The organism is Spiroplasma endosymbiont of Monopis laevigella (assembly GCF_964019975.1).
GTDB classification, from domain to species: Bacteria; Bacillota_I; Bacilli_A; order Mycoplasmatales; family VBWQ01; genus Spiroplasma_E; species Spiroplasma_E ixodetis_A.
Window position 1 is genome coordinate 438199 of sequence record NZ_OZ026473.1, and the last position, 26938, is coordinate 465136.

Consider the following 26938-nt stretch of genomic DNA (forward strand, 5'->3'; position numbering starts at 1 on the left):
AACTTGATTTGAAAATCAAGGTGGTATGTTATAACTTTTTAAAATTAAATAATATTAAAAGAAATTAACTTTTAATATTTAGGATTATACATATTTTTAAAAAAAATACAATTAAAAACTATTTCAATATCTTTAATATTTAATTTAATTACTAATTTTAGTATAATTATTTTTTTTAATTTATTTATATTAATACTATTACAATTAAATAACAGTAAATGATCTCACTAATTCAGAAGTAGATAAACTATCATCTAAGCATATACCACTATCGATAATATCTTGTTTAGAAAATGCTTTTTGACTATTAGAAATAGATACAGTTTCTTCTTTATTTAAACTGCTATTTTCTGCAATCATTATTTTACTTTCATTTTCAATATCTTCTTCATCAGTATCTTCTCAGTTATCAACAGAAAAATAACGTGGAGGAAGTTCATCTAATATTTCATGTATCCTATTTAAATCTTCTGCCTTTTTAAGTAACTTAGCAATTTCAATAACTTTAGTAGTTTCATCATTTATATTCATTTTTTCATTAAACAAATCAGTTAAATCCAATACATTGTCTTCAGAAATTTGTTCTTTTTCTAATCAATTATTAATTTTTTGATTAAATAATTTAGTTAAAATTACTGCATCTTCCTCAGAAATATTAAACTTTTTGGGAGCGTGTCGAAGATGTCGGTAACTAGTAATTTTCAAAAATAACTTCCTAATTTTTTTAACCATTAAATTAAAAATAAATGACAAAAGACGAGAATAAAAATCTTGTCTTTTTTTGTAATTGTAAAATTTTAAAATTTTTAATAACCGTCTTTAACGCTATTATCAACACGTGTTAGGGAACTAAAAAAGTGAACTACAACACAGTTGTTAAAAATAGTAGCTAGAACATGTGGACTTGCATGAATAAATAAAAAGTGGAGTGATACCTAATAAATTATACTAACCATTTAATGGTAATTCTTGGGGTGGGAGCGAATTGGAAACTAGTATATATAGACCCGTGGGGGAACATACTATTATTCTTTATTTAACCAACATTGCCACTACCAAGTGAGCAAGTGTTGATTTTATTTTTTATTTTTGAGCCCAGAATTTCTGGAATGAATAAAACTAATAATAGTATTATTAATAATTTAAAAATCAAAATATATGTCCTTTATGCTAGAAGCAACAGGACATATTAGGAAAGGATTATTATGCAAATAGAATTTAAAAAAGAACAAATTGTTAAAGATAAACCACAATCTATTCTTATTGATTATGTTGAATATAAATTATCACTTCCAAAATGAATGATTAAAAATAATTCTTTTATTGTTGATAACAATTACACATATTGGGTTTTTAATTCTGAAAATATTAAAAGATAATTAAATGGTGATGAATTAACAAAATTATTAGAACCATATATTTCTGAACAGAAAATAACTGTTAATAAACCAGAAACACCCAAAGAATATTATCTTAATGATATAAAACTTGAACCATTAACATTTTATGAACAGCATAATAGTTGATTTATTGGTGAAATAACTGATAGTAAAACAAAGATTACTAATCCTTGTTTTAAATATAATGTTACATGAGAAGAAAACAGAAAAGGTTTTAAACTAAATAATCCATATAACCATAATGATTTGTCAATTAATTATATAGTCACTTCTTATAAACATATTTCAACTCATAATGAAAAGATATTTTATTTATAAAGAAAAAAACTATGAATAATAAAAATAAAAAATGTGAATTAAGAGTTTGTATGGATAAAGTTTGAAAAGAATGTATTAATAATTCTACTAAAACTATTAAATATAAAAATTGACCAATACCTTATTTAATATGTGACAGTTGTTATAACAAAATACCTAAATACCTTAAACAAACAGCAAAAATAATTGAAAAGGGATGATTTACATAATGGAAAAAAAGATTATTGAATATAAAGTAGGATTAATCAAACAAATTGATAGTTTACAAAAAAATAATTTAGTTTGTGGACATAAAGAGTTTATCGAAGAATGTAAATATTGCTGAAGTAATTGTGATTTAGAAATTATTAAAACAATTGTTAGAGGTTAATTTGATTAATGCAATATGACTTAATTATTGGAATTGACCCTGTTGGTATTGGTAGTAATGGAATTATTATATACTCAAATGAAACTAATAATATTGTTTTTAATGAAACATTTAAAACTAAAACAGTTTTAAAAAGCAAAAATCTATTTAAAGAATACTTTTTATTAATTAAAAAACATTTTGATAATAAAAAAATATTAGTTATTGTAGAAAATTTCTTTTTAAATTCAAAACAATTATTAACAAATCCATTAGCAACTCCTAAAATTATTGGTGCTTTAATAGTATTAGCAGAAGATGTTATGAATTGAGATTATTTAGAAAGTGAACCAAAAAATAAAAACAAAATAGAAAATTATAAAGTAAATATAAAATTAACAAAACATGAACAAGATGCATATAAGCATATTAAATATTATTTAAGGAATTATAAAAATGAAAGAGAAAGCCAATTATGTCAAATTAACAGTAAAACTGAGTAACACTATTGAAACAAAATATTACGAAAAAGGTAATAAAGAATTATATTATAGTGTTCGAGGTCAATGAAATGGATTAAACTATGTTACTTTAATTTTTAACAACCCAAAATTTTATAGACGCTGTATTTTATTAAACAAAAACGATGAAATTATTGTAACTGGTCAAATTTTTAACACTTTAAATATTCCTAAAAATCGTGCATTTTGTTCAATAAATGTTAAATGATTTAAAAAATGAAAAGAGTAAAAAATGATATTATGAAAAATTTTATTAATAGTACCAATATTAATAACAAGCATAACACTAATAATATTTTTAATATTTATTAGTAAAGAATTAAAAAATGAATATAAAGTATTAAAAATATTAAGTGAAATTGCTAATCAAATTGAAAATAAGGAGAATAAATAATGAATAGATGTACATGAACTGAAACAATAACATTTGAAAAATTTATTCATGAACCACATTATGATGAAATTAAAAATGAACAAAGACAAAGACAATGTGAAAATATGACAGAAGAGCAATTTGATGAATATTGTAGAGCATATTGTAAAGAACATAGAATTAAAGTTGATGAAATTAATAAATCAAGACATAAAAATTGTATTAATAAAGAAAAATTAGTATCTTTTTTATCTGAATTTTATAATAATTTTAATCAAGTTGAAGAAAAATGATTTCAATCAAAAGCAGATACTTATGCAAATATATTAGAATATTTAGAAAGTAATGAATTTTATAATGATAATAAAAATTAAAAAGAATAATAAATGTGGTTATGGTAGAGTTTTTGCTCATAAATGTAATAACTTATGTAAACAAAAACAAAATAAAAGAGTTAGGAAAGAAAGGTTAAATTATGAATAAAGAAAAATTAATTAAAGATTTAGAAGAACGAATAACATGACTTACAAATGAAATATCTAATGTTAAATATTTTAAACAAATAGAATTTTATATATGAGAAAAAATATGTTTAAAAAATCTATTAATTAAAATTGAACAAGGAGAATTTGACTAATGTGTTTTTGTTATGAAGATGAAGCAATAAAATGTGATAAAGGATATTGTGATAACTGTTGTGAAAAATATTGTAATCAAGGAGATGAACATTAATGATAATATTACCTACTTTGTTTGAAAATAAAGATGAAATTGAAATATTGTCACCATTTCCAAAATCAATTCATACCAGTAATGATATTAGAGCAATTATTTTAAGACAATACCCAAATGTTAAATCAAAACACATAATTGTTTCTGACCCAGAAAGTAATGTTGCATTAATAGTTGGTGATAATGATGTTTATCAAGGTTGAATTAAAGTAACCATTAAAAAATTAGAAAATTAAAAAAATTAAAATTAGAATTCATGAATTTGAATTATATGATTATCAAGTAAATACTTTATTAGATATTGTAAGAGAAATGTTAAAAGCAAATAAAGGAGAATAGAAATGGAAACAAATAATTATACATTAACAAAAATAATACGCTCTTCAATAAGTCCTTTAAGTGCAATGATTGGTACAAGTGCTTATTATGGTCAAATAATAAGTAATCCAGTATTAGGTTCAATTAATAGTTTATTATTTGGTAAAAAATTAGGTTTAGATATATGAAATTTAAATCAAAGACCAAATACTAAAACTAAATTAATTAATAGTTCTAAAAAAATCTTATTAGGTTTAGGAACAATTGGTTTAGCAAATTATAGTAAATGAACAGAAAATAATATTAATCCTATTATTCCAACAACACCAATGCCAATAACTACTACAACTACAACTGAGGGTCCTCCATGATTATTATTAAATAAACAAGAACATCAGTCATTAATGGATTGAGATACTTATATTTCATTAAATGCTTATGGTATTTCAAATCTTATTAGTGGATCAACTGAGTTAATACCTAATAAATTTGAAGCGATAAGAAAGATTTGTAATATGGCTACTGGTGGATGTTTAATATCAAGTGGTGTTGCAATGGGAATTAATAATGATTTTAATAATGCTTATGCAGTACCTACTATTATTGCTCGTGCAAGTGAAATAATCAATAATTTACTACCTATGGAAACAACACATCATAATCAAGAAATGCAAGAAACATCATTTAATGATGAAACTACAAGATTAATTAATGATAATAGATTTACTATTAATAGTGAAACAACTAGTCAATATGGTAGTGATAATATGAGCGAAGTACCATTAAATAATGATAATGCTTCATTAAATTGAGATTATAATCACATGAGTTTATAAAGGAGGTGAATAATTTATGAATAAAGAAAAAATAATTGAATATTATAATCAGGAAATAAAAACATATAAAGAAAGAATAGAAGAATTCAATAAAGAAATATCTGTATTAGTAGAAATTATAAGTAATTCACAATCAATGATTGAAAGAATTAATGGTGGTCAATTTGATGAATAATTAAAAATAAACAATTGAAATGAAAATATTCAGATGAAAGAATTTTTACATGAATTAATAATTATTGGAACAAGTGTTGGAACATTAATTTGCAGAGAAATTATTGTTTTATTAAAAAGATTTATCACAACTCCAAAACATGTTAGAGCAAATAACAAAATTATAAAACATCAAAAAAAATTAGCAAAATTAAATGAAAAAATTAATAAAGAAAATAAATAATAAAGGGTGATGTAAATGTTAGAAAATGAAGATAATGTTCAACAAACAACTGAACCTTTAACTGAAAATAATGCTCAACAAGAAATAGAAAATAAAGTTAATGAAGCAGAAAATAAGTTAAATAAACTTAATCAAGAAATTAAAGAAAAAGAAATAATTAATATATTTAAAAAATATCAAGTTAAAACTGAATTTTATGATTTTTTAAAATTTAAAACTAATAATTTAGAAAATTCAAAAATTGAAGAAACTATTAAAAAAATTATTAAAGAACAACCAGTATTTAAAGAAATAATTAATACAGGTGGTAAACAACAAACAATAATAACAAATCAACAAAATTCAATAAAAAGTACATTATTGGATTATAAAAAAAATAATAATTTATAACAGAAAGGAAATCAAAAAATGGCAATACAATTCAATAAAAATTTAGATAATACCGAAAAATTAGTAGAAGCACCAGAGTTTATAGAATTTTATAAACAATCAAATTCACCATGAGCAAGTTTTTTTCCTATCGAAATGGTTAATTCAACAAAAATTGAATTTATAGTTAAAAAACCAAAAAATTCAGAAATTAAAGTATTAAAATGAAATGATAAAAGCAAAGGATTAGATGTTAGTTATGCTGAAACTGTTAAAATTTTAAAAGAAATTAAAGAAGAAGCGGTTGCGGGTGAAATAATTGCTAATGTTGATTTAAATGCTGAAAATGGACAAAATTTATTAAATACAATGCAATATGAAGTTGCTAATGACTTAGCAGATTATTTAGCAAATAATGATACAAATGTAATTGCAAAATATGCAACTAAAATAGACATTACTGATAAAACACCATTAGGATATTTAAAATCAATGTTAGATGCTTGAAAGAGGCTTTTTAATAATCTGTGTATCTTTGTTTTACAAAGTTACTAATTTAGATTAATTCTGTCTTCAAATTTTATCATAAAATGAGCAATTGCTGTATTTCAATTTTGAATAGGCAATGTTCATTTTTTTGTTATATTTTCAATTGCCAAGTAAAATATTTTGAAAACTGCCATATCATTAGGAAAAACTTTTTTATTTCTGATGATTTTTCGTAATTGACTATTAACAGATTCAATAGCATTTGTAGTATAAATCACTCTTTTGATTTCTACTGGATAACTAATAAAAACCATTAAATTATCTCAATTTTTATATCAAGATTTAGTAATTTGAGGATATTGTTTATTTCATTTACTTTCAAACGATTCTAAAGCTTGCATTGCTTGTTCTTCACTACATGCACTATAAATTGGTTTTAAATCTGCAACTAGACCTTTTCGATGTTTGTATGAAACATATTTTAAACTATTTCTAATTTGATGAACAATGCATAATTGATGTTCTGTTTTAGGATAAACTGATTGTATTGCTTCTGACATGCCTGTTAAATTATCACTACAAGCAATAAGAATATCATTTAAGCCACGATTTTTCATTTCTGTGAAATTAGATAATCAAAACTTAGAACCTTCATTTTCACTAATTCATAATCCTAAAACATCTTTTTTGCCTTCTAAATCAACTCCTAATGCTATATAAACTGATTTGTTAATAATCCGTTTATCTTGTCGTACTTTAACTACTATACAATCAAAATAAACAATAGGATAAATACTTTCTAATGGTCGATTTTGTCATGCTTTAACATCATCAATAACATCATCAGTAATTTGACTAATAACACTTTCACTAATATCAGCACCATGATATAACTCTTGCAACTGCATTCTAATGTCAGATAATGTCATTCCTTTTGCATACAAGGAAAGAACTTGTTGATCAAAACCATCAAATCTTCTTTGCCTTTTAGGAACTATTACAGGAGTAAAATTACTATTGCGATCTCTTGGTACATCAATTTCAATTTTACCTTGTTGAGTTATTAATTTTTTTGAACTTGTACCATTACGAGCATTTTCAGTAGTACTATGTTGATTTTTTTCATATCCTAAATAATTTTGCATTTCAGAATTCAACATTTTTTCAACTAATCTTTTTGTTAATTCTTTATATAAACCGCCAGGTTTAAAAACTGTTGTTAAATCTTCAGTATTTTCTAGTAATAAATCTACTGCTTTTGATATTGGATCATTATTATTAAAGTTATCTTTTTTAGCCATCTGTAACTCACTCTTTCTAGTCATTTAATTATATTTACTAGAATTAATTAAACATAGTTATTTTTGTAAGTTACACAGATTACTAAACATTTCCAAATTTGGAGTTGGTAAAATTTTTGTTTTAAAAACAAGCAATAATCTTGTAGCATCATCACTTTTAAGTTTATATAATTTTCAATTTAAATATAATAAAGATACTGATAGTATTTTAATTAAATTAATTGATAAAAATTATATATCACAACTTAATTTTATTTTGAGTGAAAAGAAAATTGTTATATATGATTTACATGAAAAAGAATTAGATTTATTTTTTATCAATTCATTTTTTTAATTTATTTTTATTTTATAAATAAGATTTTCAAATTTTTTGATTTTCACTTAAAACATGTGCAGTAGGAGGATATTCATCAGCTAATTTGTTGATTGCATTTACCATTACTTCTTTTTGATAATTATTATTAAATTGTAATTCTTGTTTTGTTTTTTTCCTTTTTTGATATCATTTTTGATTATATATTTTCCTTTTTGCTTTTACCTCGGATTTTTGCTCATATTTTTGTTTTCTTGCCTTCACTTCTGGCTTTTGAGCATATTCTTTCATTTTTTCTTTATTTTTGATATCAAGCTTGATCATATTTTCTCCTTCTTTCCTTCACTTCAGGTCTTTGAGCATATTCTTTCTTTTTTGCTTTCATTTCAGGGTTTTGAGCATATTCTTTTTTTCTTACTTTGGTTTTGAAACTTTGATTATATTTTCGTTTTTTATCTTTATTTTTATGATATCACTCTCGATCATATTTTCTCCTTCTTTCCTTCACTTCAGGTCTTTGAGCATATTCTTTCTTTTTTGCTTTCGCTTCGGGTCTTTGCCAATATTTTTTCCTTCTTGCTTTCACTTCGGGTCTTTGAGCATATTCTTGATTTTTTGCTTTCACTTCAGGTCTTTGATTATATTGATTTATTTTTTCTTGATTTTTTTGATATTTTTCTTGATCATATTTTCTCTTTTTTGCTTTCACTTCAGGTCTTTTTTTATATTCTTGTATTCTTTTTTTATTTTTTTGATATCACTTTTTCTTATACTCTTTTTGTTTTTCATTATTCATAAATTTATCACACCTTAAATATGTGTCATTGTTTCAGATTTACAATTTTTATTACTGTTTAATTTTTTTGGTCATCACAAATCAAAATCTTCTTTAAACTTTAAAATGCAAGTAAAATATTTAATATATAAAATTAGCGAACTTAATTAAAAAATCGCTAATTTATTAAATATTTAAATTTTGATATTTGCGTTTTAAAAAAAATAATAAAACTTGAATATCAGCAGGACTAACACCAGAAATTCTTGTAGCATGACCAATTGTTAATGGTCTAACACGCTTTAATTTTTCTCTAGCTTCACCAGTAATACTTTCTACTAAATCATAATCAATATCACCAGGAATTTGTTTTTTTTCTAAACTATTAGTTTGTTGCGCCATTTTTAGTTGTTGATTAATATACCCTGAATATTTAATTGTAATTTCTAATTCCATTAATTGATGATATTGTAAATCATTTATTAAAGGTAACTGTGAAGTAAACATTGATAATTTGACACCTGGACGTTTTAATAATTCATAAGCAATAATATGATTATCGGGAATTGGACCTAAATTATTATTATTAATATACTTAGCAACTTCTGAATTGGGACTAACTTTAATAGTTTTTAATTTTTCAACAATATTAGACATTAATTTTTGTTGAATTTTAAATTGTGATCAACGTTGTTCACTAACTAAGCCAACTTGATAACCATATTTAATTAATCTTGTTTGAGCATTATCATTTCGTAATAATAAACGATGTTCAGCTAAAGAAGTTAATAAACGATAAGGTTCAACTGTTCCTTTTGTTACTAAATCATCAATTAAAACTCCGATATATGCTTCATCACGCTTTAAAATTAATGGTTTTTCTTTTTTTATTTTTAAATGTGCGTTAATTCCGGCCATTAAACCTTGACACGCTGCTTCTTCATAACCACTAGTACCATTAATTTGACCAGCACTAAATAAGTTTTTAATTAATTTAGTTTCCAATGTTGGTCATAATTGTGTTGGTTCAAAAGCATCATATTCAATAGCATATGCTCATTTTAATACTTCACAATTTTCTAAACCAGGTAATGTTCTCAACATTTTATCTTGCACATCAATTGGCATCGATGTTGAAAAACCTTGGACATAAATTGAATCCAAAGCAAGTGATTCTGGCTCTAAGAAAATTTGATGACGATGCTTATCAGCAAAACGTACTACTTTATCCTCAATACTTGGACAATAACGTGGTCCAGTACCTTGTGCTTCACCATTATACATTGGTGATTTATCTAAATTATTATTAATAATGGTATGAGTTTTATCATTTGTATAAAGTAAATAACAAGGTAACTGTTTTGCTAATGGTAAAAAATTTTTAGTTTCATGTGAAAATGCTAAAGGTAAATCACTACCTAGTTCAATATTAGTTTTGTCAAAATCAATACTATTTTTTTTAATACGAGGTGGTGTTCCTGTTTTTAAACGTATCATATTAAAGCCTACAATTTTTAATTGTTCAGAAATACCATTACTTGTTCTTTGACCATCTGGTCCTTCTGATTTCTTATTATGACCTTGTAAAGTTAAAGCTGTCATATAAGTGCCAGTAGTTAAAATCACAATTTCACTAGTAATTTTTTCGCCATTCTCTAAAATAACACCCTTAGCAGTGTTTTCTTCAATTATTAATGATTGTACCATAACTTCTAAAATTGTTAAATTTTCTTGTTTATTTATTGCATTTTGCATATATTGTGAATAAGCAATTTTATCAGATTGAGCACGAATAGCTCAAACTGCTGGACCACGTGAATGATTTAATAGTTTCATTTGCAAAGCAGTAGCATCTGCTGCTTTAGCCATTTCGCCACCAAGTGCATCAATTTCACGAACCACAACTCCTTTGGCGGGTCCACCAATAGAAGGATTACATGGCATTAATGCAATTTTAGTTTTATCAAGAGTAATAATAGCGGTTTTATGACCTGCTCGTGCAGAAGATAATGCCGCTTCAACACCAGCATGACCAGCACCAATTACAATAATTTCATAGTCATATTTCATTGATTTCACCTCCATTTCATAAAATATTACATATCAAAATTAATAACATCAAAAATCAGAAATTTTATTTTTAATTTCTTTAGTAATGTTATCATAAACAAGCAAAATATTCATGTACTTTTTAGACTTTTATTAAATAAAATTGAATTTTAGTTAATAATCTTCTCAATTATAATTCATTATCTTTTATACAAGATATAAATATTATTTAAAGAATTAGTGCTGCACCTAAAAATAGCAACTGTTTTAATTAATAATCATTAATACTAATTAAAAGCCAGTAATTACTTACTTTTAAGTATTTTATTTATTAGCACAAGATGTGTTTTTATTGAAAAGACACTTTTGTCATTAACATTGGTGACTGTATCCAATGGTGATAAAACATATGCAACATCTATTTCTTTTTCCATAACTGTAACCTCTTTTGTATACAATTTGACTTAAATAATTTATCTTAATATCCCTACATAAGTATAATTATAATGTTAATTTTTAAATTTGCAAATTTTTATTTACTATACCTTTAAACTTAAAAAGTATTTTTATATATAAAAATACATCTTATATTAATTAAGATAAAGAATCACCAAATAATTTCCCCATTTTAATATTAAGATTATTACATAAAGTTTTTAAATGGTAATGTTCACTGAAATGTATATTAATTAATTTATGTAAAGTGGTAACATCTTCCAATGGATCATGATGATCAAATTTAATTTGATTACTATGAGCAAGAGCACTTAAACGGTTATTAGGATAATCATATGTTCTTCTAAATAACTTAACTGAACAAATGTAAAAAAAATTAGGACATTTTAAATCATAATGATTAATTAATGATCTTAAGATATTAATGTTAAAGTTAGCGTGATGAGCAATAACAACAGTATTTTCAGTAAAAAAAGTAACGATGTCTACTCATAATTCTTTAAAGTTTGACATTAAAGATACGCTTTCACTTGTAATTCCATGAACATGAGAAAAAGTAAATTCTTCGGGATGTGGTTTAATTAATGAACTATAAGTTTTGACAATTTTACCTTGTGTTACTTTTATCATAATTAATTGACAAGCACTTGTTTTATTCGAATTTGCAATTTCAAAATCAATAAAAACATAATTAGTATTATCAATCCCTCAATCATGAACACTAAATTTTTTCTTACTATTTAATTTTGATTTCTTTCTTTTTAATAACATTTTTTTAGCAAAAAGATTTTTACTATCTTTACTTTTATACTGTTTAAAAGGTGTAATTATTTCTTGTTTTCCTTCTATATTACCTTTTGATTCAGAATTATCATCTGTTTCAAAATCATCATTTGTCTTCTTGAATTTTACACTTTTAAAAAACATATTAATGGCAATAGTACCTTTCTATCTAAATTTTCATAAATTAATATTAGTTATTCCTTTGATAAATTATAACATTGATAAGTTAGAGTAACTATATTTTTACTTATAAAACTTCATTTTTTGCAAAATTCATTAATTAATTATCATTCTTTAACAAATAACTTAATATAATTTATAAAAATAATATTATGAATAAAATATTATATTGTTGACAATAAAAAAGATTGCGGTTGCAATCTTTTTTTAAATAAGAAAAATATTATAATGAACACGAAGGTGAAGAATTATATCTAGTAATTAATGGTTCACTATCATTTACTTCATTTTGAAAATTATTAATTTTTTTTAACTTTTTAGCTATTTTAACTTGTTTATTAAGTTCTTTTTCTTCTAATTTTTGATTTTTTGCTTTTAAATTTTTTAATTTATTTTCTGCGTCTTGCAGTTTATCTTCTCTTTTTTTAATTTTATTTTTACTTTTTACAATTTTATCACTAAGTGTTCCTAATAAAGGACTATTTTTTTTATTAATTTTTCTTTGACGTTGTGCATCTTTAAGATTCATTCGTACTAGTTTATCTTTTTGCAGTTTAGTTATTAACTTATAAATTTTGACACTTATTGCAGCAGCAATTGCTCCTCCAATAACTATTGGTACAGCATAAAGTAAAAAGTCTAATCCTTCAAATAAATCACTAAAAAATGATTCTATCCCTTGTCAACCTTTTTCAAAAAAATTTCCTACGTCTTTTGTAAAATCCTCAAATCCTTTTGAAATATCTTCTCAAATGCCACTAATATCTGAGCCAATATCATCTACACCTTTACCAATTTCTTCTAATCCTTTACCAATATCATTTCCAATATCTTCTATACCTGAGCCAATATCTGATATAACATCTTCCAATCCTTTACCAATATCATTTCCAATATCTTCTATACCTCTTCCAATATCTTCTATACCTTTAGCAATATCATCTAATCATCCAAACATAATTTTTCTACCTTTCCTTTAACCTAAACTTGGTCTTAATGTTGTTTTATCACTATTATTTATATTTGTTTCTAAACTATTAGCACCTAATACTATTTTATTATTAAACTGATTAATATTGGGATTTAATTCAGACAATGGTTCTCTATTACATTTATTATTTAGTTTTTCTAAATGATCATCTAACATTTTTAATTCAATTTTTAATTTTTTGTTTTCTACTTCTTTTTCAACCAGTCCCACTTCAAATGTTTTTCTTTCATAATCATATTGTGCTTTTTGACTTGCTAATTTTGATTTGAAACATTCCATTTGTTCTTCTTTAAATATTTCATTTTTTTGTTTACTTTCTTTTTTTGCTTTATTAGTTTCTAGTTTTCTATCAGCAATAGAAGCGACAACAGCAGTTGATGCTGTTGCTGCTAGTGCTCCTATTACAGGAACACCTGTTAATAGTAATCCTCCACCAACTGCAACAGGTCCTATAATAGGCATATTTTTTTTAAATTGTTTTTTAACATTATTTGCAATTTTCTTTGGTGATGGTATTCCGCTAGACTTCTTTACTTTTTCATTATCATTAATTTCTAATTCAGATGATGAAGACACATTTGAATTCAATCTTTTAAAATCAGGCATTTTTTATTTCTCTCTTTCTAATCTATAAAATATTTTTTTAAAGTCTTGTTACTGATTCAGTACGTAAAAGGGGTGTTGCATTAGTTTCTAAATTATTAGCAACTGATAGCATATCATTATTAAAATTATTAATGTTTGAATTTAATTCAGATAATGGTTGTCTATTAGAACGATTATTTAGATTTTCTTGTTCTTCTCTTTTTTGATTTTTTTTAACTTCCTTTTTTGTTTTATTATTTCTTATTTTGTTTTCAATAGCAGCGCTTGCAACAACAGCAGAACCTGTTGCTGCAAGCGCTGCTGCTGCACTACCACCTGTTAATATTGTTGTTGTTGCAACAATGGGAGGAACTATAAAAATTAAGTTTTTTTTAACTGTTTTACCAACATTTTTTGTAACATCTTTATCTTTCTTGGGAAATTCTGCTTTCATATTATTTTCTAGTTCATTATTATTAATTTCTAACTCAGGTAAAGGTAAATTAGATTTTTTTTCTTTTTTGTTATTAGGCATTTTTATTTCTCTCTTTCTAATCTATAAAATAAAATATGTTTATTTAACTAAATAATTTAATAAAAAAACTAATATAAATAAATCAGAAAATCTATATTAGTAATGAACATTTATTAAAATAATAACAATATAACATATTTTTTTATGAATGTCATAATCATACATATATGACTATTAAATGCTGAAAATAATAATTAATAATCATTAATAATGTGCGAAAATAATTTCTTTTATAAAAAAAAGTAACACAAAGTTACTGTTAATTAATTTTTATTTATTTTAATTTAAAAACATATATTTTATCAATTCTTGTTGCTTTACCAGCTTTGCTTCCAAGAGAATTAGTAGCTTTTTTCTTTTGAATTATTGAATCTTCATAAGTTTCTTCTAATCTTAATGGAATTTCAATTTTAATACTATCCCACATAATATCAAAATAATTACATACTTTTCTATTATTTGCATCACCAACTACTAAAATAACTGAAGTATCTTTATTACATATTTTTGAAATTTGTAATAAATACTCTTTCATAAAAATTTTATACGTTTCTAAATCATGTCTATCATCTAACTTAATGTTTTTATTATCTTTATTAGTATCAAATCCTAATATTCACATCTTAAGTCAATTTTGTCTTGTATAATTAATTAAATTTAAATATGGTGGTGATGTAAAAATTAATTTAGGTTTAATATCAAAATAATCTTTTATTTTTAAAGCATTACCCAACTTCACATTAGCAATTTTATTACAATAATGAGCTTTTGATAATACACGTTTTACACGATTACTTATTTTTTCAAAAATATTATCTTCTGGTTTTTTAAGATTATGTTTCAATGCATATTTTCTAACATAGTTAACTGACATTGAAGTGTGATTACTCATACCTAAGGAAAAATATATTGATTCACCATTTTTCTTCATTGGACCATGCATTAATCCTAATGTTATAGCTAAAATAAAATTATCAATTGCTGAAATCTTATTATAATTTTTACCTAAATTTTCCTTAATGAAAACTAATTGTTTTAAGTTTATTTCACTGTAATAAACTTTTAAGTCATTATTTATGTTATTTAAATTATATATTGGAATGGCAACCCTTTTTAGGACTATTTTTTGGTAGACATTTGTTTTTGATAACTAATTGGAGTTAGGTAGTTTAGAGTACTGTGAATTCTTATGTTTTTATATCAATTGATGTAATCAAATAATTATAATTTTAATTGGATTAATGATGTAAAATTTTTATCATTAATAAATTCAATTTTGAAAGTTTTAAAAGTTGCTTCAGCAACAGCATTGTCATAAGGACATCCTTTTTTGCTTAAAGATCGAGTTATGTTGAAAGCTAATAAAAGTTTATCAATAGTTTTATTATTGAATTCATTACCGCGATCAGTATGAAATATTTCAATATCTTTTAAACAGTGATTTGATTGCATAAATGCTTGATATACTAATGATGCATCTTTTTTAACTCCAACACTATGTCCAATAATTTCGCGGTTAAATAGGTCGATTAATAGGCAAATATAGTTTCATTTACCATTAACTTGAACATAAGTTAAATCACTAACAATAACTTCATTTTTAATTCTATTATTAAAGTTTCTATTAACAAGATTGGTTATTTGACTATCATTGACTTTATTATGATAATTTTTGAATGATAATTTAGTGTATTTTGATATTAAATTATGCTTATTCATAATTTCTTTAATTTTTCTGCGTGATAAATAAATTTCTTGGTTTGCTAGTATGACTTTTAATCTTCTAGTACCATAAACTTCTTTATTTTCTTTAAAAGCACTAATAACAGCTTGTTCATAAATATTATTTTGAATTTTATTTTTTTTCTTTAAATTAAAATAATATGTTGATTTAGAGAGTTTTAAAAAATGACACATTGTGCGAATTTTATATTTAGATTTATTATTTGCAATAATCTCTACTTTCTGCCTATTATTAGTGCTGCTTGCTTTAAAATATCAATTTCCATTCGTAACTGTTTTAATTCTTTATTTGCTTGAATTAATTGTTTTTCTAAATCTGAAAGATTATCTTTAGTTTTAAAACTACCTGAATTAGTAAATTGCTTAATTCAATTGTAAGTAGCTGCTCTTGTAACATTGTATTCTTTAACAAGGCAAGATACTGATTTGCCACTTTGATATAAAGCTACTATTTGTTTTTTAAATTCATCTGAATATGAGTTAATAGTGACCATAATTATAATTCCTTTCTTTTAACTAATTTGTTCACTTGTCTATGTAATTAGTGTCCAATAAAGTGTAACCCATCCAACTTTTGAATAAAATAATCGGCTAAACTTGGTGAAAACATAGCCACATAAGAACAAATTCTATGCATAGAATCACCTCAAACACGACTAAAGTTTTTTCATGTTTGAGGCTTTTTAATAATCTGTGTATCTTTGTTTTACAAAGTTACTAATTTAGATTAATTCTGTCTTCAAATTTTATCATAAAATGAGCAATTGCTGTATTTCAATTTTGAATAGGCAATGTTCATTTTTTTGTTATATTTTCAATTGCCAAGTAAAATATTTTGAAAACTGCCATATCATTAGGAAAAACTTTTTTATTTCTGATGATTTTTCGTAATTGACTATTAACAGATTCAATAGCATTTGTAGTATAAATCACTCTTTTGATTTCTACTGGATAACTAATAAAAACCATTAAATTATCTCAATTTTTATATCAAGATTTAGTAATTTGAGGATATTGTTTATTTCATTTACTTTCAAACGATTCTAAAGCTTGCATTGCTTGTTCTTCGAGGCTTTTTAATAATCTGTGTATCTTTGTTTTACAAAGTTACTAATTTAGATTAATTCTGTCTTCAAATTTTATCATAAAATGAGCAATTGCTGTATTTCAATTTTGAATAGGCAATGTTCATTTTTTTGTTATATTTTCAATTGCCAAGTAAAATATTTTGAAAACTGCCATATCATTAGGAAAAACTTTTTTATTTCTGATGATTTTTCGTAATTGACTATTAACAGATTCAATAGCATTTGTAGTATAAATCACTCTTTTGATTTCTACTGGATAACTAATAAAAACCATTAAATTATCTCAATTTTTATATCAAGATTTAGTAATTTGAGGATATTGTTTATTTCATTTACTTTCAAACGATTCTAAAGCTTGCATTGCTTGTTCTTCACTACATGCACTATAAATTGGTTTTAAATCTGCAACTAGACATTTTCGATGTTTGTATGAAACATATTTTAAACTATTTCTAATTTGATGAACAATGCATAATTGATGTTCTGTTTTAGGATAAACTGATTGTATTGCTTCTGACATGCCTGTTAAATTATCACTACAAGCAATAAGAATATCATTTAAGCCACGATTTTTCATTTATGTTAAATTTGCTAATCAAAATTTAGAACCTTCATTTTCACTAATTCATAATCCTAAAACATCTTTTTTGCCTTCTAAATCAACTCCTAATGCTATATAAACTGATTTGTTAATAATCCGTTTATCTTGTCGTACTTTAACTACTATACAATCAAAATAAACAATAGGATAAATACTTTCTAATGGTCGATTTTGTCATGCTTTAACATCATCAATAACATCATCAGTAATTTGACTAATAACACTTTCACTAATATCAGCACCATGATATAACTCTTGCAACTGCATTCTAATGTCAGATAATGTCATTCCTTTTGCATACAAGGAAAGAACTTGTTGATCAAAACCATCAAATCTTCTTTGCCTTTTAGGAACTATTACAGGAGTAAAATTACTATTGCGATCTCTTGGTACATCAATTTCAATTTTACCTTGTTGAGTTATTAATTTTTTTGAACTTGTACCATTACGAGCATTTTCAGTAGTACTATGTTGATTTTTTTCATATCCTAAATAATTTTGCATTTCAGAATTCAACATTTTTTCAACTAATCTTTTTGTTAATTCTTTATATAAACCGCCAGGTTTAAAAACTGTTGTTAAATCTTCAGTATTTTCTAGTAATAAATCTACTGCTTTTGATATTGGATCATTATTATTAAAGTTATCTTTTTTAGCCATCTGTAACTCACTCTTTCTAGTCATTTAATTATATTTACTAGAATTAATTAAACATAGTTATTTTTGTAAGTTACACAGATTACTAAACATTTCCTTCAAAATTGAAATACAGCAATTGCTCATTTTATGATAAAATTTGAAGACAGAATTAATCTAAATTAGTAACTTTGTAAAACAAAGATACACATATTATTAAAAAGCCTCCCCTGGTGGATATTTTGATTCTTGAAATTGGAAACCAATAACAATACCTTCTTTTTTTTCAATAACTCCTGAAGTTGCATGTCTAATACCAGCAATAATTTCTGTCAGTGTTGACTTACCACTACCATTTGCACCAATGATTCCAATTCGCTCACCAGCTTTAATTTGAATATTTAATTTATTTAAAACCGTTTTATCACCGTATACTTTAACAATGTCAGTAGCATTAATTAGAAAGTCACTATTTTTAATTCTTTTTTCATGTGTTGTTTCTGTTAAATTTGTTTTGGTTTCTTTTTCTAACATTTTTTATTTGCTCTCCTTTCAATTTAAACTACTATTTTCACTATCTAAATTTGGTTCTAATAAATCATTATATATCATCTTGCTGCTGTTAACAATTAAAATATGAGTAAATCATTTTTTATTTTTAGTTAAGTAATATTGTTAATACTTTTTAAATATGTTTTTAAAAGTTATCTTTTTTATAAAAATTTCAATTAATAGCATTATTTATAACACTATTTTAAAATAGTGTATTATTACGATAATATTAAAAGAATATAAGTTTTTAACCCTTTACTTTATTTTTGAAAGTAAGTGGTTTTTTTATTTCTAAAAAGAAAGGATAGTATAAATTATGAAAATTTTTAATCCAAATTATTGATTTAAAGTATGAACGTTAACTGCTTTTAGTTTTGACCAACAAAATAAAAAAACACATGATCTATCAATAGCAATACCTATGACAAATAATGAAATGATAACAAGAAATCAATTGTTAATTGATAATAAAAATATTACAACGATATTAGATTTTAATTTAAATAGAATTAAAAGGGAAACTAATTCAATTGATAATATAAATATAATGAAAATTTATAAATTAAATTTATTACAAATTCAAGCATTAACAAAAGAACAAATTCAAAAAATTCAAGTATGAGATATTACAATAATTAGAGAAAAACAAATATCATGATTTAAACCAGAACAAATTTCATGATTCAAATCATGACAAATTTCAGAATTTACAGAAAAACAAATACAATCATTTACCAAAAAACAAATGAAATCGCTTGAACCATCTCAAATTCAAGCATTTACACCAATTAAAATTCCATGATTTAAACTAGAACAAATCCCATGATTTACTTCAGAACAAGTCCAGTATTTTACACAAAAACAGATTCAATCCTTTACAGAAAAACAAATTAACAAGTTTACACCAGAAAAAACTAAATTATTTTTATGAGAAGTTTTTTGATTAACACCGACACAATTTTCAGAAATAGCACCAGAGCAAATTTCAAAAATTTCTCTAGAACATTTTTTATTATTAACAATTTCTCAAATTAAAGCATTGACCCCAATACAAATTTTTACAATACAACAAATTAAAGCATTAACAGAAGAACAAATTAAATCATTGATGCCTAAACAAATATCATGATTTAAACCAGAACAAATTTTATCATTATGAACATGACAAATTTCAGAATTTACAGAAGAACAAATTAAATCATTAACAAGAGAACAAATTGAAGTTTTTACAATACAACAAATTAAAGCATTGACCCCAATACAAATTAAATTTTTTAAACCAGAACAAATATCATGATTTAAACCAAAACAAATTTCAAAATTTACAGAAGAACAAATTTCAGAATTTACGGAAAAACAAATTCAAGAGTTTTTACCACTACAAATTAGATCATTGACCCCAGTACAAGTTAAATCATTGACGAAACAACAAGTAAGTTCATTTTATTTATGACAAATTTTAGAATTAAAACCAAGTCAATTAGTGAAACTATCACCATTGAAAAAACAATATTTTACATCAATTATAAATGGTAATAGTTTTAACATTAAAACATGAGATGGTAAAATTAAAAGTTGTATACATGAAGCAGGACATATTATGAATGATTTTAGTTCTGTTTTTTTTAAAGATTTTATTATTTCAATGGAAGTTTTTAATAGAGAACACGTTACAGGAATAACCAAACTTAATATTACTGGCAATATAACAGATGTTGAAAATATACAATATATATATTCTTGACTTAGATCTGTACTTGGTGGTGCTTCAGCTGAAATAGTTATGAAATATCCGTACCCTTATCGTCGTAATGGTCATGAAGTATCGCCAAATATAAAAATAGTGCATGAAATGTTAGTAATAAAAAGAAGGCAAATTTCAAATTTAGATTTTCAAATTTTAATTGAACAATTAAAAAAGGATTCAATAAAAGTAATAGAAGATAATAAAATAGCATTTAGTAAAATAATCGAAATATGTAGTATTTTCAGTAAAGTTACTAAAGAAGAAATTGAATATATTTTTAAATATAAAAGTTTGCCAGTAATAGTCGAAAATATAAAAAGTCAAATTCAACAACGTATAGATAATATTGATTGAAATGAAATAAATTCATTTGATTTACAAAGTATAAAAAAAGTATTAGTAAATGCCAAAGATAATTTTGTTGGAAATGAATGATTATTATTTTAGCCTGTGTTATTTTTGTTTCAATTGGGTTTGGTTTTGTTTATAATAAACCATTTTCTTTAAAATCACAAATCGATAAAACAATAGCAGAAAATAATTTAGAGAATTTAACAGAGTTAGTTACTATTGATCGACAATTTCATCAAACAGAACTAAATATGAAAACAGTATCTCTAATTAATAATGTAAGTAATGAAGATTTAGATCAACATCAAAAAGAAATTGAACAAGAAATAAAGCATCATAAAGGAGAAATAATTCCTTTATTACAAGATGAAATAATTTCAATAAATAATGTTGATTTGCAAAATCAACATTCAATAAGTGAACATAGTAGATTGTTATTTACTTAAATGGTTTTAATAATTATTATCATTAAAATTAGAATATATGTCATTAATTTAATTAATAACAAAATATTTAATGAAAAATATTTTGTTATTTTTCTTTTTAAATGTTACAATTAATTTTAAAAATATTAAGGAGGAAAAAATAATGAAGAGTGATGAATCTCATAAACGATTGTCATTAAAAGAATTTGTTTGATTAGGTTTTAATTATGCAGTAGGAATTGGTTTTATTGGTAATTTTGCAATATTATCTAATATTGGAAAACCTAATTCAATTGGAATTAATGCAATATGAGTGTATTTATTAATTGGTTTTGTGGCGGGTAATTGTGCATGAGCTTTTGCAAAATTATCTAGAATTCATAATTCTGATAATAATGGTGGTGCATATATCTATGTTAGGACAACTTTTGGTAGATTCTGAGGTTGATTAGTAGGTTTTATGCAATATGCTTGTTTACCATTTGTTGTGACAATTCAAGTAATGATGTTAATTAGAGGAACTTTTTCTCCAGAATTTATTAGTAATGGTCAACCACAATGGTATAGTGCTAATTGAGGACCATTTTCTGATTTATATTTAGATTTCATTGGAATTTTTATTTATATGATTTCAGCTTCTGTTATTTTTGCTGGGATTAAAATATATAAAAAAATGGCACATACAACATCAATTATTAAGTGATTAACAGCCGGATTTTTAGTTATTGCTGGAATTAGTTTAGCAATAACTAATGGTTCATCAAATTGAAATTACTGAACTACTGAGAGTACATTTTCTTTTGCTGGATTTATGAATACTTTTACTTCATGTTTCTTTTTCTTTGCTGGTTTTGAAATTTTTTCAACAGCAGGTAAAAACGTTAATAATCCTGAAAAAAATATTGGTAAAGGTATTACTTTAATTATGATAATTATGACAATTTTTTATGTTGTTATTTCATTAATTTTCTTTTTAGGATATAGAGTCTTTGTTCAAAATATGAATATGGGTGCGTGAAGTCCTTTTACAAGCAAAATAATTATCTATGGTGGTCCAATTATAATTATTATTAGTGGATTAGCTTTAAAAATTAATATCGCAATGCAAAACGCTTTATATGGTGGTACCACATTACAGCCGCTTTCTAAAGAAGGATATATTTCTAATAAGTTATTTAATTTAAATAAAGATGGAATTCCTGTTAAAGCAGCAGTTATTAATTTAATAGTAACATCTGTTATGTTAATTTTATGATTAGTTATTCCTGATTTGATTAAAGGAATTTGGTTAGTTTCACATCCTGATCAACAATATTCATCAGCTTTTAATGTTGCTAATTTATCATCAGCTTTTTCTGTAATTACAATGTTTATTTATATCATGGTTTTAATTACAGTATTAAAATTAGCATTAGATAAAAAATTAAAACTAAATTGATATGAAAAAAATACTTTTCCATTTATTTTAGTAACTTTAGGTTTAATGTTTGTTTGACATTATTATTCTATTATTTATGATGCAGTTACAGCAACTGATTCAAGTGCAATAGTTGCTATGGTTATTGAATTAGTATTTATTTTAAGTAATGTGATTTTTGCAATAACTTGATACTTTGCTTATTACTATAAAAAATATAAAATTCGTTTAAAAACAAATCCTAATTTACAAGTAGAATTGAATAGTGAATTTACTTTTAATTTAGAACATCAAGCAAAATTAGCAAAATGGGAAATGTTTAGTAATCTGTGTAACTTACAAAAATAACTATGTTTAATTAATTCTAGTAAATATAATTAAATGACTAGAAAGAGTGAGTTACAGATGGCTAAAAAAGATAACTTTAATAATAATGATCCAATATCAAAAGCAGTAGATTTATTACTAGAAAATACTGAAGATTTAACAACAGTTTTTAAACCTGGCGGTTTATATAAAGAATTAACAAAAAGATTAGTTGAAAAAATGTTGAATTCTGAAATGCAAAATTATTTAGGATATGAAAAAAATCAACATAGTACTACTGAAAATGCTCGTAATGGTACAAGTTCAAAAAAATTAATAACTCAACAAGGTAAAATTGAAATTGATGTACCAAGAGATCGCAATAGTAATTTTACTCCTGTAATAGTTCCTAAAAGGCAAAGAAGATTTGATAGTTTTGATCAACAAGTTCTTTCCTTGTATGCAAAAGGAATGACATTATCTGACATTAGAATGCAGTTGCAAGAGTTATATCATGGTGCTGATATTAGTGAAAGTGTTATTAGTCAAATTACTGATGATGTTATTGATGATGTTAAAGCATGACAAAATCGACCATTAGAAAGTATTTATCCTATTGTTTATTTTGATTGTATAGTAGTTAAAGTACGACAAGATAAACGGATTATTAACAAATCAGTTTATATAGCATTAGGAGTTGATTTAGAAGGCAAAAAAGATGTTTTAGGATTATGAATTAGTGAAAATGAAGGTTCTAAGTTTTGATTATCTAATTTCACAGAAATGAAAAATCGTGGCTTAAATGATATTCTTATTGCTTGTAGTGATAATTTAACAGGCATGTCAGAAGCAATACAATCAGTTTATCCTAAAACAGAACATCAATTATGCATTGTTCATCAAATTAGAAATAGTTTAAAATATGTTTCATACAAACATCGAAAATGTCTAGTTGCAGATTTAAAACCAATTTATAGTGCATGTAGTGAAGAACAAGCAATGCAAGCTTTAGAATCGTTTGAAAGTAAATGAAATAAACAATATCCTCAAATTACTAAATCTTGATATAAAAATTGAGATAATTTAATGGTTTTTATTAGTTATCCAGTAGAAATCAAAAGAGTGATTTATACTACAAATGCTATTGAATCTGTTAATAGTCAATTACGAAAAATCATCAGAAATAAAAAAGTTTTTCCTAATGATATGGCAGTTTTCAAAATATTTTACTTGGCAATTGAAAATATAACAAAAAAATGAACATTGCCTATTCAAAATTGAAATACAGCAATTGCTCATTTTATGATAAAATTTGAAGACAGAATTAATCTAAATTAGTAACTTTGTAAAACAAAGATACACAGATTATTAAAAAGCCTCAATTATTTATTTTTTAAATTGTTCTTACATTAATTTTAGAATAAAAATCCTTTCTAATTTAGAAGGGATTTATTGTTTTAATTTGTTTATTTGTTATTTTTTCATGTAATAATAAAATTTATTTCATAATAACAGTGTTTATTATTTTTATATAATATCAATGATGTTTTTATTTATCATTTTAATTAGTAAAATTAATGTAATATAAAGTATGATTTTTGTATATTATTTGCAATACGTTTTATACATGCTATTATTTAGGAATAGTTATCTTAAATATTAGAGATAAACTATATGCATTATTATAGGTAATTAACAAGAGATTTTAGAAATTGTTAATTAACTTTTTCAAATAAATTATAACTAATTTATTTTAGAATTGTTCCTTTGCTTATTTTAATGAAAATTTAAAATAAAAAATTTAAAAAAATATGTTTTTCAGAGGCTTTTTAATAATCTGTGTATCTTTGTAAAACAAAGATACTAATTTAGATTAATTCTGTCTTCAAATTTTATCATAAAATGAGCAATTGCTGTATTTCAATTTTGAATAGGCAATGTTCATTTTTTTGTTATATTTTCAATTGCCAAGTAAAATATTTTGAAAACTGCCATATCATTAGGAAAAACTTTTTTATTTCTGATGATTTTTCGTAATTGACTATTAACAGATTCAATAGCATTTGTAGTATAAATCACTCTTTTGATTTCTACTGGATAACTAATAAAAACCATTAAATTATCTCAATTTTTATATCAAGATTTAGTAATTTGAGGATATTGTTTATTTCATTTACTTTCAAACGATTCTAAAGCTTGCATTGCTTGTTCTTCACTACATGCACTATAAATTGGTTTTAAATCTGCAACTAGACATTTTCGATGTTTGTATGAAACATATTTTAAACTATTTCTAATTTGATGAACAATGCATAATTGATGTTCTGTTTTAGGATAAACTGATTGTATTGCTTCTGACATGCCTGTTAAATTATCACTACAAGCAATAAGAATATCATTTAAGCCACGATTTTTCATTTCTGTGAAATTAGATAATCAAAACTTAGAACCTTCATTTTCACTAATTCATAATCCTAAAACATCTTTTTTGCCTTCTAAATCAACTCCTAATGCTATATAAACTGATTTGTTAATAATCCGTTTATCTTGTCGTACTTTAACTACTATACAATCAAAATAAACAATAGGATAAATACTTTCTAATGGTCGATTTTGTCATGCTTTAACATCATCAATAACATCATCAGTAATTTGACTAATAACACTTTCACTAATATCAGCACCATGATATAACTCTTGCAACTGCATTCTAATGTCAGATAATGTCATTCCTTTTGCATACAAGGAAAGAACTTGTTGATCAAAACCATCAAATCTTCTTTGCCTTTTAGGAACTATTACAGGAGTAAAATTACTATTGCGATCTCTTGGTACATCAATTTCAATTTTACCTTGTTGAGTTATTAATTTTTTTGAACTTGTACCATTACGAGCATTTTCAGTAGTACTATGTTGATTTTTTTCATATCCTAAATAATTTTGCATTTCAGAATTCAACATTTTTTCAACTAATCTTTTTGTTAATTCTTTATATAAACCGCCAGATTTAAAAACTGTTGTTAAATCTTCAGTATTTTCTAGTAATAAATCTACTGCTTTTGATATTGGATCATTATTATTAAAGTTATCTTTTTTAGCCATCTGTAACTCACTCTTTCTAGTCATTTAATTATATTTACTAGAATTAATTAAACATAGTTATTTTTGTAAGTTACACAGATTACTAAACATTTCCAAATTATTAAGCTGTATATTCATTTTTATTTTATCAATATTGACTATCATCTTTTCTGTATTTACTGAATTTTGATATGTTAATAGTACTAATAAAGATAATTTTTATAATTCTATAGTATTACAAAACTTTGATATAATGTTATCATTTTGGTCTTCTCAAACAATATTTATTGTTAATATTTGGTTTTTATTTTCTTTAATTTATCATCAAAAAGAGCAGACAAATAGATTCACTAATATTTATAGTCAAATTAATTTAACAATATACATAACTATTACTGCCCTTATTTTTTGAGTGGGGATATTTATTGATAGTGTTTCAAAGTTAGATTTAGAACTTAATTGATTTTGAAAATTGAATAATTTATCTTTATTTTGTTCCTTTTTAGATCATTTAGTATCACCAATATTGATGATTACTTTTTTAATTTTAACTTTTAAAAAAAATAAATTTAATATCAATATTAAAAAACAATTTATATTAGTAGTTATTTATCTAACTTATATTTATATTAGAGCCAGCATTTTACAAACAAATGATGTTAAAAATTTTATTTATCCTTATAATATTCTCAACTTTAATTATTCAATTATTGGAATTCCATTATGAATTAATAGTATCTTAGTTATAATGTTAATTATTAGTACTATTATTAGTACTACATTATTTTATTTGTGAATTAATAAATTTTATTATAAAACAATTAAAGAACAAATAATAATGCAAATAAAGTAATATTTCTGCTAAATCTTAGCAATAAATATTAAACTGATTCATGGTAAAATATAAATATATATTTTAAA

General features: G+C 23.8%; 31 protein-coding genes and 3 pseudogenes. 18 read left to right on the forward strand and 16 right to left on the reverse strand.

Annotated elements, in window-relative coordinates:
• Nucleotides 1-204: 204 nt before the first annotated feature.
• Nucleotides 205-705, reverse strand: a complete 501-nt coding sequence (locus AACK94_RS02535) for a hypothetical protein (protein WP_338976077.1) — start codon at nucleotides 703-705, stop codon at nucleotides 205-207.
• A gap of 500 nt (nucleotides 706-1205) precedes the next feature.
• On the opposite strand from AACK94_RS02535, the gene AACK94_RS02540 reads away from it, so the two are divergent.
• The 13 genes from AACK94_RS02540 to AACK94_RS02600 all read left to right on the forward strand — a co-directional run bounded on the left by AACK94_RS02540 (nucleotide 1206) and on the right by AACK94_RS02600 (nucleotide 6168).
• Nucleotides 1206-1379: a hypothetical protein gene (locus tag AACK94_RS02540; RefSeq protein WP_338976078.1), complete on the forward strand. Its 174-nt coding sequence runs from the start codon at nucleotides 1206-1208 to the stop codon at nucleotides 1377-1379.
• Between the two features lie 547 nt (nucleotides 1380-1926).
• Nucleotides 1927-2088, forward strand: a complete 162-nt coding sequence (locus AACK94_RS02545) for a hypothetical protein (protein WP_338975224.1) — start codon at nucleotides 1927-1929, stop codon at nucleotides 2086-2088.
• 8 nt (nucleotides 2089-2096) lie between these two features.
• A complete protein-coding gene (locus tag AACK94_RS02550) occupies nucleotides 2097-2570 on the forward strand; it encodes a hypothetical protein (RefSeq protein ID WP_338976080.1) in 474 nt (157 codons plus the stop codon).
• Nucleotides 2524-2817, forward strand: coding sequence for a hypothetical protein (locus AACK94_RS02555; RefSeq protein ID WP_338975222.1), 294 nt, complete (start codon nucleotides 2524-2526; stop codon nucleotides 2815-2817). Before AACK94_RS02550 ends, AACK94_RS02555 begins: the two co-directional genes overlap by 47 nt.
• 3 nt (nucleotides 2818-2820) lie before the next feature.
• A complete protein-coding gene (locus AACK94_RS02560) occupies nucleotides 2821-2982 on the forward strand; it encodes a hypothetical protein (protein WP_338976082.1) in 162 nt (53 codons plus the stop codon).
• On the forward strand, nucleotides 2982-3335 hold the full coding sequence (locus AACK94_RS02565; RefSeq protein ID WP_338976083.1) for a hypothetical protein: 354 nt from the start codon (nucleotides 2982-2984) through the stop codon (nucleotides 3333-3335). The genes AACK94_RS02560 and AACK94_RS02565 overlap by 1 nt, the downstream gene beginning before the upstream one ends.
• A gap of 101 nt (nucleotides 3336-3436) precedes the next feature.
• Nucleotides 3437-3598 (forward strand): hypothetical protein, encoded by a 162-nt coding sequence (locus AACK94_RS02570; RefSeq protein WP_338976085.1) that lies wholly within the window; start codon nucleotides 3437-3439, stop codon nucleotides 3596-3598.
• A 94-nt stretch (nucleotides 3599-3692) separates the two neighbouring features.
• Nucleotides 3693-3929: a hypothetical protein gene (locus AACK94_RS02575; protein ID WP_338976087.1), complete on the forward strand. Its 237-nt coding sequence runs from the start codon at nucleotides 3693-3695 to the stop codon at nucleotides 3927-3929.
• Nucleotides 3930-4034: 105 nt separating this feature from the next.
• Nucleotides 4035-4847: a hypothetical protein gene (locus AACK94_RS02580; protein WP_338976089.1), complete on the forward strand. Its 813-nt coding sequence runs from the start codon at nucleotides 4035-4037 to the stop codon at nucleotides 4845-4847.
• 16 nt (nucleotides 4848-4863) lie between these two features.
• Nucleotides 4864-5022: a hypothetical protein gene (locus AACK94_RS02585; RefSeq protein WP_281749444.1), complete on the forward strand. Its 159-nt coding sequence runs from the start codon at nucleotides 4864-4866 to the stop codon at nucleotides 5020-5022.
• 33 nt (nucleotides 5023-5055) lie between these two features.
• Entirely contained in the window at nucleotides 5056-5244 is a 189-nt protein-coding gene (locus AACK94_RS02590) for a hypothetical protein (protein WP_174480113.1), read from the forward strand.
• A gap of 15 nt (nucleotides 5245-5259) precedes the next feature.
• Nucleotides 5260-5634, forward strand: a complete 375-nt coding sequence (locus AACK94_RS02595; protein ID WP_338961095.1) for a hypothetical protein — start codon at nucleotides 5260-5262, stop codon at nucleotides 5632-5634.
• Nucleotides 5635-5652: 18 nt separating this feature from the next.
• A complete protein-coding gene (locus tag AACK94_RS02600; RefSeq protein ID WP_338976091.1) occupies nucleotides 5653-6168 on the forward strand; it encodes a hypothetical protein in 516 nt (171 codons plus the stop codon).
• Here AACK94_RS02600 and AACK94_RS02605 read toward each other — a convergent pair.
• The 14 genes and pseudogenes from AACK94_RS02605 to AACK94_RS02670 form a co-directional block, all read right to left on the reverse strand.
• Nucleotides 6165-7403, reverse strand: coding sequence for an IS256 family transposase (locus AACK94_RS02605; RefSeq protein ID WP_281749630.1), 1239 nt, complete (start codon nucleotides 7401-7403; stop codon nucleotides 6165-6167). The genes AACK94_RS02600 and AACK94_RS02605 overlap by 4 nt on opposite strands.
• Before the next feature lie 346 nt (nucleotides 7404-7749).
• Nucleotides 7750-8040, reverse strand: a complete 291-nt coding sequence (locus AACK94_RS02610) for a hypothetical protein (protein WP_338976092.1) — start codon at nucleotides 8038-8040, stop codon at nucleotides 7750-7752.
• Nucleotides 8015-8512, reverse strand: a complete 498-nt coding sequence (locus AACK94_RS02615; protein WP_338976093.1) for a hypothetical protein — start codon at nucleotides 8510-8512, stop codon at nucleotides 8015-8017. Before AACK94_RS02615 ends, AACK94_RS02610 begins: the two co-directional genes overlap by 26 nt.
• 165 nt (nucleotides 8513-8677) lie before the next feature.
• A complete protein-coding gene (mnmG, locus tag AACK94_RS02620; RefSeq protein ID WP_338976094.1) occupies nucleotides 8678-10561 on the reverse strand; it encodes a tRNA uridine-5-carboxymethylaminomethyl(34) synthesis enzyme MnmG in 1884 nt (627 codons plus the stop codon).
• A gap of 284 nt (nucleotides 10562-10845) precedes the next feature.
• On the reverse strand, nucleotides 10846-10974 hold the full coding sequence (locus AACK94_RS02625; protein WP_255495891.1) for a hypothetical protein: 129 nt from the start codon (nucleotides 10972-10974) through the stop codon (nucleotides 10846-10848).
• A 160-nt stretch (nucleotides 10975-11134) separates the two neighbouring features.
• Nucleotides 11135-11923, reverse strand: coding sequence for an exonuclease domain-containing protein (locus AACK94_RS02630; protein ID WP_338976095.1), 789 nt, complete (start codon nucleotides 11921-11923; stop codon nucleotides 11135-11137).
• A 259-nt stretch (nucleotides 11924-12182) separates the two neighbouring features.
• Nucleotides 12183-12917, reverse strand: coding sequence for a hypothetical protein (locus AACK94_RS02635; protein ID WP_338976096.1), 735 nt, complete (start codon nucleotides 12915-12917; stop codon nucleotides 12183-12185).
• A gap of 18 nt (nucleotides 12918-12935) precedes the next feature.
• Nucleotides 12936-13556, reverse strand: coding sequence for a hypothetical protein (locus AACK94_RS02640; RefSeq protein ID WP_338976097.1), 621 nt, complete (start codon nucleotides 13554-13556; stop codon nucleotides 12936-12938).
• 37 nt (nucleotides 13557-13593) lie between these two features.
• Nucleotides 13594-14070: a hypothetical protein gene (locus tag AACK94_RS02645; RefSeq protein ID WP_338976098.1), complete on the reverse strand. Its 477-nt coding sequence runs from the start codon at nucleotides 14068-14070 to the stop codon at nucleotides 13594-13596.
• A 274-nt stretch (nucleotides 14071-14344) separates the two neighbouring features.
• Nucleotides 14345-15001 (reverse strand): hypothetical protein, encoded by a 657-nt coding sequence (locus AACK94_RS02650; protein WP_338976099.1) that lies wholly within the window; start codon nucleotides 14999-15001, stop codon nucleotides 14345-14347.
• 188 nt (nucleotides 15002-15189) lie between these two features.
• Nucleotides 15190-16307, reverse strand: a pseudogene (locus AACK94_RS02655) (IS3 family transposase).
• A gap of 223 nt (nucleotides 16308-16530) precedes the next feature.
• Nucleotides 16531-16881 (reverse strand): annotated as a pseudogene (locus AACK94_RS02660) (transposase); the annotation flags it as partial.
• A gap of 42 nt (nucleotides 16882-16923) precedes the next feature.
• Nucleotides 16924-18162 (reverse strand): annotated as a pseudogene (locus tag AACK94_RS02665) (IS256 family transposase).
• Between the two features lie 192 nt (nucleotides 18163-18354).
• Nucleotides 18355-18672, reverse strand: coding sequence for an ATP-binding cassette domain-containing protein (locus tag AACK94_RS02670; protein WP_338976102.1), 318 nt, complete (start codon nucleotides 18670-18672; stop codon nucleotides 18355-18357).
• Between the two features lie 334 nt (nucleotides 18673-19006).
• Here AACK94_RS02670 and AACK94_RS02675 point away from each other — a divergent pair, with 334 nt between their 5' ends.
• From AACK94_RS02675 to AACK94_RS02690, 4 genes are all read left to right on the forward strand, one after another.
• Entirely contained in the window at nucleotides 19007-20884 is a 1878-nt protein-coding gene (locus AACK94_RS02675) for a hypothetical protein (protein ID WP_338976103.1), read from the forward strand.
• Nucleotides 20869-21234, forward strand: a complete 366-nt coding sequence (locus AACK94_RS02680) for a hypothetical protein (protein WP_338976105.1) — start codon at nucleotides 20869-20871, stop codon at nucleotides 21232-21234. Before AACK94_RS02675 ends, AACK94_RS02680 begins: the two co-directional genes overlap by 16 nt.
• 142 nt (nucleotides 21235-21376) lie before the next feature.
• Nucleotides 21377-22978 carry an APC family permease gene (locus tag AACK94_RS02685; RefSeq protein ID WP_338976106.1) on the forward strand — a complete coding sequence of 534 codons (1602 nt, stop codon included), beginning with the start codon at nucleotides 21377-21379 and terminating at the stop codon, nucleotides 22976-22978.
• Between the two features lie 57 nt (nucleotides 22979-23035).
• Nucleotides 23036-24274 (forward strand): IS256 family transposase, encoded by a 1239-nt coding sequence (locus AACK94_RS02690; RefSeq protein WP_338976317.1) that lies wholly within the window; start codon nucleotides 23036-23038, stop codon nucleotides 24272-24274.
• Nucleotides 24275-24799: 525 nt separating this feature from the next.
• On the opposite strand, the gene AACK94_RS02695 is transcribed toward AACK94_RS02690, so the two are convergent.
• Nucleotides 24800-26038, reverse strand: a complete 1239-nt coding sequence (locus tag AACK94_RS02695; RefSeq protein ID WP_338976319.1) for an IS256 family transposase — start codon at nucleotides 26036-26038, stop codon at nucleotides 24800-24802.
• 232 nt (nucleotides 26039-26270) lie between these two features.
• Between AACK94_RS02695 and AACK94_RS02700 the strand changes: the two genes are divergently transcribed.
• Nucleotides 26271-26870, forward strand: a complete 600-nt coding sequence (locus tag AACK94_RS02700; RefSeq protein WP_338976107.1) for a hypothetical protein — start codon at nucleotides 26271-26273, stop codon at nucleotides 26868-26870.
• Nucleotides 26871-26938 lie beyond the last annotated feature (68 nt).